The sequence below is a fragment of the Asticcacaulis sp. YBE204 genome, assembly GCF_000495855.1.
Taxonomy (GTDB): domain Bacteria; phylum Pseudomonadota; class Alphaproteobacteria; order Caulobacterales; family Caulobacteraceae; genus Asticcacaulis.
On the sequence record NZ_AWGF01000003.1, the window covers coordinates 181,423 to 194,571 of the forward strand.

Sequence of the window (13,149 nt, forward strand, 5' to 3'; positions counted from 1 at the left end):
CCTCCCCACTGCGTAGGAGGAGGAAGACAATAATACAGGCGAGGATGCACGATCCCCGCCTGTTGTCGTAACGCTAATTTCGCCACCCGCTCCAAGTCAGGGGTGTAGGGCCTGTGGCCCTACCGGGCGAACTTCTGGAACTTGATACGCTTGGGGATCAGGCTGTCGGTGCCCAGACGGCGCTTCTTGTCCTCTTCGTACATTTCAAAGTTGCCTTCGAACCATTCGACGTGACTGTCGCCTTCAAACGCCAGGATATGCGTCGCCAGACGATCGAGGAACCAGCGGTCGTGGGAGATGACCACGGCGCAGCCCGCGAATTCTTCCAGCGCCTCTTCGAGGGCCTGAAGCGTTTCGATATCGAGGTCGTTGGTCGGTTCATCGAGCAGGATGACGTTGCCGCCCGAAGCCAGCGTCTTGGCCAGGTGGACACGGTTGCGCTCACCGCCGGACAGGAGCCCGACCTTCTTCTGCTGGTCGCCGCCCTTGAAGTTGAAGCCACCGACATAGGCGCGCGAATTGAGTTCGCGCTTGCCGACCACCATGACGTCGGTGCCGCCGGAAATGGCCTGCCAGACGGTGTGTTCGGGGTTCAGGTCGTCGCGCGACTGATCGACATAGGCCAGCTTGACGGTTTCGCCGAGCTTGATCGTGCCGGCGTCGGGCTGTTCGACGCCGGTGATCAGCTTGAACAGGGTCGATTTGCCGGCGCCGTTCGGGCCGATGATACCGACGATACCGTTGGGCGGCAGGCGGAAGGTGAGATCCTTGAACAGGACCTTGTCGCCGAATTCCTTTTCGAGGCCGTTGACCTCCAGCACCAGATTGCCGAGGCGCGGCCCCGGCGGGATGGTAATGGTGGCGTAGGACTGCGCCTGACGCGCGTTTTCCTGTTCGCGCACCATGTCGTCATAGGCCGCCAGACGGGCCTTCGACTTCGACTGACGGGCCTTGGCACCCGAACGAACCCATTCCAGTTCCTTGGTCAGGGCGCGCTGACGGGCTTCGGATTCGGACTGCTCCTGCACGACGCGCTTCTGCTTCTGCTCCAGCCAGCCGGAATAGTTGCCCTCGTAGGGCACGCCCTTGCCGCGGTCGAGTTCCAGCGTCCACTTGGTCACCTGATCGAGGAAGTAGCGATCGTGGGTGACGAGGATGACGCAGCCAGGGAAGTTTTCGAGGTGGTGCTGAAGCCAGGCGACCGATTCCGCATCGAGGTGGTTGGTCGGTTCGTCCAGCAGGAGCATGTCGGGCTTCGACAGCAGCAGACGGGCCAGAGCCACGCGGCGCTTTTCACCGCCCGACAGCTTGGTGACTTCGCTGTCGTTCGGCGGGCAGCGCAGGGCGTCCATGGCCATTTCGATGCGCGAGTCGATATCCCACAGGTCACCGGCGTCGATCTTTTCCTGAAGGGCGTTCATCTCCTCCATCAGCTCGTCGGTATATTCCTCGCCCATCTGCTCGGCGACCTTGTTGAACCGGTCGAAGGTCTTCTTTTCCTCGCACCAGTCGATGACGTTTTCCCAGACGGTTTTGCTGTCATCCAGATGCGGCTCCTGTTGCAGGTAGCCCATCTTGGTACCGTCGGCGGCGCGCGCCTCGCCGGAAAATTCCTTGTCGATCCCGGCCATGATCTTGAGCAGGGTCGACTTACCCGAACCGTTGACCCCGACCACACCGATCTTGGCGTCGGAATAGAAGGAGAGCCAGATGTTTTCGAAGACCTTCTTACCGCCGGGGTAATGCTTGGTCAGGCCCTGCATCTGGAAAATATATTGCTGCGCCATGCGTGCGGCACCCTTTGAATCTTGCGTGTGGGATGAGTTGTGCGCGGTGTAGCCGTCCGCGCCTAAAATCTCAAGGCTTAATCCGATTGATGCGATTGCCAAGCGTCCATTGTCCGGGCAATCTTGCTGCGCGCGCAACGGGGGCAAGGATGGATCGTCGGCGATTGATACAGTTGGGCACGGCGGGCCTGATCGGCGCCGCCCTGCCCGCGCGGGCACAGACGGCGGGCGGACTCGTGCCGCTACGATTGTCGCCATCGGAAATATTCAAGATCACAGTGTGCCTCAGGCCGTTTCGCGCGACGGGTCCGCGCATCGAAGCCGAAAAGATCGGCGGCAAGACCATCATCCACAACTACGGCCACGGCGGGTCGGGTTGGTCGCTGTCGTGGGGATCGGCGGCCGAAGCGCTTCGACTGGCGCCCTCAAGGCCACTTTTGGCCAAACCACAAAAAGTCGCGGTGATCGGCGCGGGCGCCATCGGCCTGACTCAGGCCCTGGCCGCGCAGCGCGCCGGGATGCAGGTGACGATCTATGCGCGCGAGCGGTATCCCTTCGTGCGATCCGGCGGGGCGACGGGCAGTTGGACGCCGGATTCGCGTGTGGCCCTGACCTCGGCGGCACCTACCGGTTTTGCCGATCAGTGGGAGCGCATGGCGCGGCGGTCATGGACGATGCACAATGCCTATTTGGGATTACCGGGCGCGCCGGTCGAATGGATGGATCATTACCATTCCAATAGCGAGATGGACCCGGCCTTAATCCCGGCGAACCTGCCGCCCGATCCGGGCTGTGTCTATCTGAGCAACCGCTTACACGGCACCATACCCCGCGGCCACATGGTGGATCGCGAATTGCATCCCTTTAACGCCGAACTGGTGAATGTGCGTCCAACCCTGATCTTCAATATTGCCGCCTACGCGCATCAGCTTGAGCAGGACTTCCTGATCGCTGGCGGGCGCTTCGTCCCGGCGGATTTCGCCTCGCCGAAGGACGTGGCGCGCCTCCCCGAAAAGGTCATCTTCAACTGCACGGGCTATGGCGCGCGGACGCTGTGGAGCGATGAGACGATCCTGCCCGTGCGCGGTCAGATCGCCTGGTTGCCGCCGCAAGCGGATGTTCACTACGGTTTTCGCTACAAGGGCATCATGGCGATGGCGCGGCGAGACGGCATCATCGTCCAGCAGGTCGGGCCGCACGACGGACTGGGCTGGAACGACGCCAACGAAGCGCCTGACATCGACCACGCGCGCCTGACGGTGGCGCAGTTTCGCGACGCCTATAGAGTGGTTTAAGCGCTAAAAACCGCCGCCAGAATATCCTCCAGATGCTCCCGGTCGGTCTCGTCAAAAGTCGAGTATGACTCCGAATCGACATCGAACACGGCGATCAGTTCGCCCGCCTTATCGAAGACCGGCACGACGATCTCGGAATTGGTGCGGGAATCGCAGGCGATGTGCCCCGGAAAGGCGTGGACATCCGGTACGATTTGCGTGGTTCTTTCACGCGCTGCCGCCCCGCAGACGCCGCGTTTGAAGTCGATTCTCAGGCAGCCCAGCGTTCCCTGATACGGCCCCACAACCAGTTCATCGACGCCTTGCGCCTTCTTTACCTGATCGACGATGTAAAACCCCGTCCAGAACCAGCTCTCGAAGGCCTGCGAGGCCAGACAGGCGATCGAGGCCATCTGCGCCACGCGGTCGAATTCGTTATCCAGAACCGACAGGATTTCCTTTTTAAGGGACTGATAGATTTCCGTTTTCTGAGACGCGGTGAGCATATTTTACCTGTGACGCTGGCATTTGATGCGCATTTTTCGCGCATACGGGGAAATTATAAAAACCCGATACATATTTATCGGCTTCGACACGAAATCGGGCACTAATCGTCACTTCATTAACACTTTTTTCTGGCCAAGGCCTGCGATTTAACGCATGTTGTCCCCGTTATTCGAGGGGTTGAACGACAGTTCGGGGCAAGGACGTTTTCGCGACAATCTGGCAACGCTTGACCGCTATATCTGCGGCCTGCCGGTACGGTGCTTGACAGTCCACGCAATCCCTCAGAAAAGATTTTGTTAACCATATTTTGCCGACGCATGTCGGGGCGATGCGTGATGTCAATGAGCAAGGACATGAGGTCCGGCGATACCGGTCGAAAGACCAGCCGCCTGACCGAACGGACGACAGCGAACCGCGCGCCGCTTCGGGCCGCGTCCCTGTTGCTGTTGACTGCCCTCACCTTGCCGCTGGCCGGTTGCGACGTCTTCGTTGACTGGCCCGGTGGCGGCGGTGGCGACGCCGCGCGCGGTATGACCGGTTGCCCGCGTCCGCCGATGGCCGATGCCGGCGGGTTCAACGATCAGGAACGGGCGATCCGCTACTTCCGCAAGCACGCCTTCGCCAACGACTTCTTCTCGCAGCTTGAACTGGCCAACCGCTATATGGCGGTGCGCGCGACGGACAAGAACCTCGAAGACCCGATCGAGGCCTCGGTGTGGCTGGTCATGGCTTTGACCAACCCGGAAGGCTTCGCGCCGATCAACCGCACGCTCAAGAACGGGCAGATGGCCTCGCGCTTCGACAAGTGCCGGGCGGTCGAACGCGCCAACGCCTATCGTCAGCTTGAGCGCAACCTCGAGCGGATGGACAATTCCGAGCGCGACAAGGTCCGCGACCGCGTCATCTATATACAGGCGCAACTGGGGGCCGACGGTTTCCGGACGCTGGGCCGTCTGTATGACGCCCAATACGGCCCGATGGGTGAGCCCGCCGACAACCGCGAAGCCGTGCGCGCCATGATGCGCAACCCGGTCGACGGTCGCCCGAACGTCATTTCGCTGTTCCAGCGTAACGATGTCGACGCCTATCTCTATAACTACAAAGCGTCCGAAACCGGCGATGTCGGCTCCTACGTGATGCTCAAGGATTTCGAGCGCTCGTCGCCCGACCGCAACCGCTACGGGGCCTTCGTCGAAGCGAAGGCCAAGCGCTGGGTCGCGCCCTACGAGTTCTATCCGCCGACGGCACCGACCGGCGGCGTACCGCACTCGGACGAGAGCCGCCCGCGCAACGACGCCTACGAATACGCCCTGTCGCGCATGGACGAACTGCCGTTCATCCACGTCTGGCGCGCGCTGGTCTATCTCGACCTGGCCCAGCCCGGCCCGCCGCCGGGCGGCGCCTATAACCGCGTCAGCGATCAATATCACGATCAGGGTCCGCTCGGACCCAACGACGGCGATCTTCAGCCGGTTCAACGCCCCGAAGCGCCGGTCAGCAGCGGCCCCGGTCGCGTCTCGCCGCAAACACTTGCCGCCCTGCGCGGGATTTTGGGCCGTCCCGACGGGGCGCGCCTGACCAATCTCGACAAGGTGCGCGCCATTCAGCTGGCCGCGACCAACGGATCGAAGGACGCGCAGCTGGTGCTGGCGGTCATGTATTCCGAAGGCGTCGGCGTCCCCGCCGACTATGCCCGCGCCTATTACTGGTATCAGGAGGCCGAAAAGCAGGGCTCCGCCGAGGCGCGCTTCGCCATGTCGACCTATTTCGCGCTCGGCCTCGGCGGTGTTGCGGATCAGGACAAGGCGTCCGCCGTGGTGCTGCGCCTCGATTCGGCGCTGGCCGGGTACAAGCCGTCGGCCTCGCGCCTGCAAGCCGTTCTGGCGCAGGTGTCGGCCAATCCGGGACGATGAGGGACATGACCATGAAAACCGCCATCACCCGCATCCTTACCGTTGTCGCCGCCGCCTTCGCGCTGGCCGCCGCCGGTTTCACCGCCGCGCCCGCCGCCGCGCAATCGGCCTATACGGGCTATAGCGCCGCCCGCACCGAAGGCCTGACCCGTCCGTGCTTCGGCGTGCTGCTCGACTATCAGCTCAAGACCTGCCACGGCAAGGTCTATAAGCCCAAGCCACGCTACGGCTATTACGGCTCGACCTGGAACGCGACGATCAATTGCGACACCGCCCGTCAGGCCTATGTCGAAGAGACCGTGCGCCGGATGCGTCCGGGCGGCGTGATCAAGCTGATCGCACGCAACCGGTCCTGCGTGGCCAGCCTGCTGATCAATAACCGTATCACCATTATCGGCGAAAGCAGCGATCCGCGCCTGCCGGTGCTGGTCGCGCCGGACGGCGAATCCTGCTTGCGCATCAACCCGGCCGCCGATCGCGTCGTGCTGAAAAACATGATGATCGAGTCGCGCCGCGGCGGGCAATCGGCCTGTATCTACGCCTCGAACGCCGAAGTGACCCTGCAAAACACGACCATCCGCTATGAAGGCGACAGCGCCGCCCTGCACATCGCCGGCGGACGGCTGAACCTCATCTCATCCTTCATCGTAGCCAAGACGCGCACAGTGGCCGTAGCCGTGAATTCAGCGCAACTGTTCGCCGAACAGACCGGCATCACCTCGACCTCGGGCGGGCTCTATGCGGTGTTGAACGGCGACTCGCAGATGCAGGGCGTCACGGTGCAGCAACTGGCCGACTGGCGCGGGTTCGAGCGCGGTGAAGGCGCCGTCGGCATCGAGATCAAGCTCGACTCCAGCGACTCGATCCTCAACATGGACGACATGCGCGTCGAATTCTTCGCCGAGGCCATCCAGCTGTCCGGCGCGGGCGAGGCCCTGCTGTCGCGCTCGCTGATCGACTATTCGACGCACGGCATCACCTCGGCGCTCAACCGCGTACGCATCATCGACAACAAGATTCTGTCGGAAGAGATCGCCATCAATATCGACAGCGGCACGGGCTTTATCGGCACCAATCAGATCGCCCGCGTTCATACGGCGGGCATTCTCGCCTCGTCGCGCGGTGAAATCCGCGCCGTGGACAATCAGATCGACGCTTCGCCGGAAGCCTGCCCGAACCTGAAATGGGGCAATCTCGACCCGGCGCAGCGCACCTGCACCCCGTGGTACAAGGGCTCGGAATTCGACATCCCGTCCGACGCCACCAAGCAATATATGTTCAGCGAATACTGGCCGCGCCTGATGGTCGCCTCGAAATAAGCCGTTGACTGACCCGCAATAAAAAACCCCGCCTCATCGAGGCGGGGTTTTTTATGTCTGTCGGGCGAAACCTACTTCTTCCACCACCAGCTGTTCTTGGGCTTTTCGGGTGCCGGACCGCCACGGGCCACAGTCGCGTCGGTGCAGGTGGTCGGACGCGAGCCGCCTACCTTGCCTTCCATACCGAGCGCCGTGGCATCGGGCTTGTTCTGGGCCGTGACGGTGACGACCTTGCCCTCCTGATTGAGGTGGACCTCGGTCTTGCTCTGCGAGTCGTAGGTCATGACCTGCGGGGCCTGACCGGTCGGCTCGAACTGCTGGACGCAGGCCTCGGCCTTTTGCGCCTGGGTGCGGTTATCTACCGGCACATAGGCATAGTTGGGATCGCTGCACGCCGACAGGCCTCCGCACAGAAGACCGGCTCCCCCCAAGATTACGGCAACGCGTTTCATACCAATCCCTCGAAAATGGTTAACGGCGCATACTGACACAGATTGCGGGTGAGACAAGCCTTTGCCGACACGAAAAACAGTCTGTCGTTTCCGCGCAACGAAAAAGGCGGCCCCTTACGATCCGCCTCTCAATATTTACGCCCCCAGCGCTTCCAGCTCTTCGTCCGAGATGTCGAAGTTGGCGTAGACCGCCTGCACATCGTCGTCGTCGTTCAGCGCATCGAGCAGCTTCATCAGAGTCTTGGCCGGATCGCCGGTGATCGGCGACAGGGTTTGCGGCTTCCAGATGAACTTGGTCGACTTCGGGTCGCCCAGAACTTTCGAGATCGCTTCGGTGACGGCATTGAGATCTTCATAGGCGGTGAAGATCAGGTGACCGCCCTCTTCCGGGTCCTCGTCGGTTTCAACGTCGGCGGCACCGGCTTCGATGGCGGCGTCCATGATGGCGTCGGCGGAACCGGCCTTCAGCGGGTATTCGATCTGGCCCAGACGGTCCCACATGAAGCTGACCGAGTTGCTTTCGCCCAGATTGCCGCCGTGCTTGGAGAAATACGAACGGACATTGCCGCCGGTGCGGTTGCGGTTGTCGGTCAGGGCCTCGACGATGATGCCGATGCCTTGCGGACCGAAGCCTTCGTAGCGGATGTCTTCGAGGGTATCCGCATCGCCGGCGACGCCCTTCTTGATGGCGCGGTCGATATTGTCCTTGGGCATGGACTCGGCCTTGGCGTTGTTGACTGCCAGACGCAGGCGCGGGTTCATCGCCGGGTCGGGCATACCCGACTTGGCGGCGACGGTGATGTCGCGCGACAGCTTGGAAAACAGCTTGGAACGCACGGCGTCGGCGCGTCCCTTCTTGTGCATGATGTTCTTGAATTTACTATGGCCAGCCATAAGTCCTCACTCACAAATAAAGTCTTCGGCCAAGGCCGAATACTTTTTTGTGTTTATCAATATCGAGGAAAATTCTCTCGGGGCGGCCCTTCGAGAATTTTCCGCATGTTTGCTTTTATGGGAGTACGACCCGTCGTCGGAGCCTTACATCACCGAAGTGCGTTGCTTCTAAACCGAAACCTGCAACTCTGGCAACACCGTCTTGAGGCGGCCGCCGACGCGGATCGGTTCTATACGCGTGGCCAGGCCCGTCTTGTCGTCGGTTTCGACGAAGACACCGCACACGGTCGCCGGACCCGAAGCGGGTTTATAGCGCTCCTTGCCGATGCGGGTGGTGAAACGACGCAGGGGTTCTTCCTTGTCCATACCGATGACGCTGTCGTAGTCGGCGCAGGCCCCGGCATCCGTCTGATAGGCCGTGCCGCCGGGCAGAATCTGCGCGTCGGCGGTCGGGACATGGGTGTGCGTCCCGATGACCAGCGAGGCGCGGCCGTCGCAGAAATGCCCCATAGCCATTTTTTCCGAGGTGGCTTCGGCGTGCATATCGACCACGACGGCATCGGCGACGAGGCCGAGCGGTGCGCCTTCCAAAGCCTTGTCGACGGCGGCGAACGGATCGTCCATCGACTGCATGTGGACGAGACCCAGTACGTTCATCACGACGATACGCTTGCCCGACGCCGTCTCGAACAGATTGACCCCGCGCCCCGGCACGTCGGCCAGCGGCGGATAGTTCAGCGGCCGGATCAAACGCGGCTCGCGCACGATATAGGTCAGGGCTTCCTTCTGATCCCACGAATGGTTGCCCAGCGTCAGGCAATCGGCCCCGGCGTCGAACAATTGCCGTGCGGTGTTTTCCGACACGCCGAACCCGGAGGCGGCGTTTTCGGCGTTGACGATGACGAATTCGAGGTCGAGGGCGCGTTTGATGAACGGCAGGTGCTCGGTCAGACCGTCACGGCCCGAACGGCCCACCACATCTCCGAAAAAGGCAAAACGCATTAAAAGGTCTTTCTAATCTCGGTGAGCCCGCGCTCGGTCAGCACGGCGTCGAGACGCTGATCGTGGGGTTCCATGGGGACCTCGGCGATTTCCTGACCGGAAAACCCTATGCCCCACAGCATCAAAGGTCTCTCCTTAACCGGTTTCACCGCCTTAAGATAGTGTAAAGCCCGGTCGTAGAATCCGCCGCCATAGCCCAGTCGCCCGCCCTGTTTGTCGAAAGTCAGAAGCGGCACCAGAACGATATCGGGCAGGACTTCGGCGGCATCCAGGGAGGGCTGCCAGATGCCGTAAGGGCCTTCGACCAAGGGCGCGATTGGATCGTAGGCACGAAAGATCATTTGCATCCCCCCTGATATCAGGGGGGAAACCGGCGAAGCCGGAGGGGGGTTAACCGACGGTGATAACCCCACCGTCTTCGGAACCTTCGGTCCCGAATCCACCTCCCCTGATATCAGGGGAGGTGCTAAAATTAAGGGCGGCACTAAACACGGCAAGGCCAGCGCATACCCTCGCGCGTGAAAGCGCATCAGCAGCGGCAGGGGATCGATCTCGCTCTGCATCGGATGGAAACCGGCGACCACCGCGCCCGTTTCGGGCCAGTCGCCCCGCGCCTCGAACGCTGCGGCCAGCGCTTCACCGGCCTGCGGATCGGCCGCCGCCAAGGCCGCGCGTCGCGCCTTCATCTCTTTACGCAAAGCCGCCTTTACATCCTTCACAGCAGCCGCCCGCCCTGTTCCAGTTCCAAGAGATAGGCCTTGGCCTCCAGACCGCCCGCAAATCCGGTCAGCTTGCCCGACGCACCGATGACGCGGTGACACGGCACGATGATGGAGATCGGATTGCGGCCATTGGCGGCCCCCACCGCGCGCATGGCCGCAGGGTTACCGAGTTGCCGCGCCAGTTGCCCATAGCTGCGCGTTTCACCGAACGGAATACCGCTCAAGGCGTCCCAGACACTTTTCTGAAATGACGTGCCCTGCGCATCGAGCGGCACCGTAAAGACCGTGCGTTCACCCGCGAAATATTCCCTTAATTCCTGTTCGGCCTGGGCGAGGATCGGCGTATCGCCCTCCTCCAATGCTTTCAGCGGCACGCGGTTCGGCTTGTCGTCTTCCCACAGCACGGCCACCAGACCTTTATCGCTGGCCACTAGAGTAAGCTTGCCCATCGGCGAGGGCAGATATTTAAAGACAAAGGCCATTCGTCCCTCGTTTCGCACAATAAAAAACCCCCGGTGTTCCGGAGGTCTTTTATGTAATGTGGCGGCGCCGCGTATGAACCGTTGCGAAGCGTTTAAATCCACTCAGGACCTGACTAGTCAGGTGGGAACCATGTGATAAGGGCCACGGCCCTAGTCAGGGACAGTCCCCGTTCTAAGAGATTAAGGTCAGAAGGATTAGGTGATCGCTGACGTGAGCCGCAGCAAGACCCGCCGACGGCTAATTTAGGCCTTCCCGCTCCCAGTTACAAGGGGGAAGCCGCATCGCTTTCGCAAAGCCGTCATAAAGCGCAGGACACGGGGTTATGTCCTGCGGCCCCGGTTCGGCTGCCGTAAAGGACATGGCGACTGTCGGTACGCCACACAAAAAAGACATCGATGTCATAAAAAATGACTTCACAGACATTCAATCTCGTCATATGACTAAGGCAATAAAAAAACAGGTTCAGGAAACATCTCCATGCGTCATGAGAAACCGCGCCTTCTGGCGTCCGCCGCGCTTGCCCTCGCCCTGATGGCTGCTTCTACCGCCCCGACTCTGGCGCAGACCCCGCCCACCGCTGAGGCCCCGAAAGCCCGCCCGTGGATGAATCCGGCGCTCGATGCCGATACGCGCGCGGAACTGCTGCTCAAGGAGATGACACAGGGCGAAAAGCTGACCCTCGTCTTCGGACACTTCGCCTCGAACGGCGACTGGATCAATGCGCGGGGCGACATCAACGGCCTGAACTGGAAACAACCGAAGGAAAGTCGTCATCAGTCGGCGGGCTTCGTCTACGGCGTGCCGCGTCTCGGCATCCCCAACCAGTGGCAAACCGATGCGGGTACCGGCGTCGCATCGCAGGCCGGGGACAATCCGCGTCAGCGCACCGCCCTGCCGTCGGGGATTCTGACGGCGGCGACCTGGGACCGCACACTGGCCTTCGCCGGCGGGGCGATGATCGGCAAGGAGGCGCGCCTGTCGGGTTTCAATGTGCAGTTGGCGGGCGGCGTCAACGGCACGCGCGATCCGCGCAACGGCCGCAATTTCGAATATGGCGGCGAAGACCCGCTGTTGTCGGGCGTCATCGTCGGCGAGCAGATCCGCGGTATCCAGTCGAACCACATCATCTCGACGGTCAAGCATTTCGCGCTGAACGGTCAGGAAACCAACCGCTTCACCCTGTCGTCGAATATCTCGGATCAGGCGGCGCGGCAGTCGGAACTGCTGGCCTTTCAGTTCGCCATCGAGGTCGGCGATCCCGCCTCGGTCATGTGCGCCTATAACCGCGTCAACGGCGTCTATGCCTGCGAAAGCGATTACCTGCTCAACGAGGTCCTGAAAAAAGACTGGGGCTATAAGGGCTATGTCATGTCCGACTGGGGCGCGACCCATTCGAGCATCCCCGCCGCCAATGCCGGGCTGGATCAGCAATCGGGCTATCCCTTCGACCGCTCGCCCTATTTTGCCGGGGCGTTGCGCGAGGCCGTCGACAACGGCTATGTCACGCCCGCCCGGCTTGATGACATGGCGCGGCGCATCCTGTGGGCCATGTTCGACACCGGCCTGATCGACCATCCGATCGCCGAGCAGGTCACCGATACGGGCATCGACTTCGACGCCCACGCCAAGGTGACTCAGGCCGACGCCGAAGGCGGGATCGTCCTGCTCAAAAACACCGGCGGCTTGCTGCCGCTGAGCGCCACCGCAAAGAAAATCGTTGTCATCGGCGGCCATGCCGACAAGGGCGTCCTGTCCGGCGGCGGCTCGTCCCAGGTCTATGGCCGCGGCGGTAATCCGGTCGCCGGGATGGGTCTTGGGCCGTCGGGTTTCCCCGGCCCGCTGACCTATTACCCGGACTCGCCGGTCGCCGCGCTCAAAACCCGCACCAAGGCACAAATCGTCTATCACGACGGCAAGGACATCAAATCCGCCGCTCAGGCCGCCAGAGGTGCCGACGTCGTCATCGTCTTCGGCACGCAGTGGACGGGCGAAGCGCTCGATGCGGAACTGAAGCTCGACGGTAATGGCGATGCCCTGATCGACGCCGTGGCGCGCGCCAACAAAAAGACCGTCGTCGTGCTGCAAACCGGCGGGCCTGTGTTCATGCCGTGGCTGGCGAAGGTCGGCGCGGTGGTCGAGGCCTGGTATCCCGGTACGCAGGGCGGCACGGCCATCGCCCGCGTCCTGACCGGCGAGGTCTCGCCATCGGGCCGCCTGCCCGTCACCTTCCCGGCGGCGCTCGATCAGTTGCCGCGCCCGAAGCTGGACGGCGACCCAAAGGACAACAACCTGCGCACCGAGGTCGATTACAATATCGAAGGCGCGGCGGTCGGCTACAAATGGTTCGACAAAAAGGGTTACAAACCGCTGTTCGCCTTCGGCCACGGCCTGACCTATTCGAGCTTCGGCTATACGGGCCTGACGGCGACCGCCGGTGATCGGCTGAGCATCACCTTCACCGTGACCAATACGGGCAAGGTCGCCGCCGCCGACGTGGCGCAGATCTATGTCGCGGCCCCGGTAAACGCCAGGTGGGAAGCGCCCAAGCGCCTCGGTGCGTGGGACAAGGTCGCGCTGGCGCCCGGCGAATCGAAAACCGTGACGGTCAGCGTCGATCCGCGTCTGCTGGCGATCTTCGACAGCGCGTCGAAGACATGGAGCATCGCGGCGGGCGAGTATCAGGTCATTCTGGCGAAATCGGCTACCGACCCGGTCAGCATGGTCAAGGTGACGCTCGCGGGGCAGAAATATGATGTGAGGGGGAAGTAAGGTCTTGGGGGCACCGCCCCCAAACCC

At 62.0% G+C, this 13,149-nt stretch carries 11 protein-coding genes; 4 read left to right on the forward strand and 7 right to left on the reverse strand.

Annotated features, from left to right (window positions below):
* Positions 1-119: 119 nt before the first annotated feature.
* Positions 120-1,787: an energy-dependent translational throttle protein EttA gene (ettA, locus tag AEYBE204_RS26825; protein WP_023461529.1), complete on the reverse strand. Its 1,668-nt coding sequence runs from the start codon at positions 1,785-1,787 to the stop codon at positions 120-122.
* 149 nt (positions 1,788-1,936) lie between these two features.
* Between ettA and AEYBE204_RS26830 the strand changes: the two genes are divergently transcribed.
* The gene (locus AEYBE204_RS26830) at positions 1,937-3,082 is read left to right on the forward strand and encodes an FAD-dependent oxidoreductase (RefSeq protein WP_031230103.1); all 1,146 of its coding nucleotides are present in this window, start codon (positions 1,937-1,939) and stop codon (positions 3,080-3,082) included.
* Here AEYBE204_RS26830 and AEYBE204_RS26835 read toward each other — a convergent pair.
* Positions 3,079-3,567 carry a GAF domain-containing protein gene (locus AEYBE204_RS26835; protein WP_023461531.1) on the reverse strand — a complete coding sequence of 163 codons (489 nt, stop codon included), beginning with the start codon at positions 3,565-3,567 and terminating at the stop codon, positions 3,079-3,081. The genes AEYBE204_RS26830 and AEYBE204_RS26835 overlap by 4 nt on opposite strands.
* A 354-nt stretch (positions 3,568-3,921) precedes the next feature.
* On the opposite strand from AEYBE204_RS26835, the gene AEYBE204_RS26840 reads away from it, so the two are divergent.
* Positions 3,922-5,481 carry a tetratricopeptide repeat protein gene (locus AEYBE204_RS26840; protein ID WP_023461532.1) on the forward strand — a complete coding sequence of 520 codons (1,560 nt, stop codon included), beginning with the start codon at positions 3,922-3,924 and terminating at the stop codon, positions 5,479-5,481.
* A gap of 11 nt (positions 5,482-5,492) precedes the next feature.
* Positions 5,493-6,800: a hypothetical protein gene (locus tag AEYBE204_RS26845; RefSeq protein WP_023461533.1), complete on the forward strand. Its 1,308-nt coding sequence runs from the start codon at positions 5,493-5,495 to the stop codon at positions 6,798-6,800.
* A gap of 71 nt (positions 6,801-6,871) precedes the next feature.
* Here the strand turns inward: AEYBE204_RS26845 and AEYBE204_RS26850 are convergent, their stop codons facing one another.
* From AEYBE204_RS26850 to AEYBE204_RS26870, 5 genes are all read right to left on the reverse strand, one after another.
* On the reverse strand, positions 6,872-7,252 hold the full coding sequence (locus tag AEYBE204_RS26850) for a hypothetical protein (RefSeq protein WP_023461534.1): 381 nt from the start codon (positions 7,250-7,252) through the stop codon (positions 6,872-6,874).
* Positions 7,253-7,387: 135 nt separating this feature from the next.
* Positions 7,388-8,146 carry a YebC/PmpR family DNA-binding transcriptional regulator gene (locus AEYBE204_RS26855; protein ID WP_031230109.1) on the reverse strand — a complete coding sequence of 253 codons (759 nt, stop codon included), beginning with the start codon at positions 8,144-8,146 and terminating at the stop codon, positions 7,388-7,390.
* A gap of 168 nt (positions 8,147-8,314) precedes the next feature.
* Entirely contained in the window at positions 8,315-9,148 is an 834-nt protein-coding gene (locus AEYBE204_RS26860) for a TIGR00282 family metallophosphoesterase (RefSeq protein ID WP_023461537.1), read from the reverse strand.
* The gene (locus AEYBE204_RS26865; RefSeq protein WP_031230111.1) at positions 9,148-9,867 is read right to left on the reverse strand and encodes a 5-formyltetrahydrofolate cyclo-ligase; all 720 of its coding nucleotides are present in this window, start codon (positions 9,865-9,867) and stop codon (positions 9,148-9,150) included. Before AEYBE204_RS26865 ends, AEYBE204_RS26860 begins: the two co-directional genes overlap by 1 nt.
* Positions 9,864-10,352 (reverse strand): methylated-DNA--[protein]-cysteine S-methyltransferase, encoded by a 489-nt coding sequence (locus AEYBE204_RS26870; RefSeq protein ID WP_023461539.1) that lies wholly within the window; start codon positions 10,350-10,352, stop codon positions 9,864-9,866. The genes AEYBE204_RS26865 and AEYBE204_RS26870 overlap by 4 nt, the downstream gene beginning before the upstream one ends.
* 478 nt (positions 10,353-10,830) lie before the next feature.
* Between AEYBE204_RS26870 and AEYBE204_RS26875 the strand changes: the two genes are divergently transcribed.
* Positions 10,831-13,122 carry a glycoside hydrolase family 3 C-terminal domain-containing protein gene (locus AEYBE204_RS26875; RefSeq protein WP_023461540.1) on the forward strand — a complete coding sequence of 764 codons (2,292 nt, stop codon included), beginning with the start codon at positions 10,831-10,833 and terminating at the stop codon, positions 13,120-13,122.
* Positions 13,123-13,149: the final 27 nt, after the last annotated feature.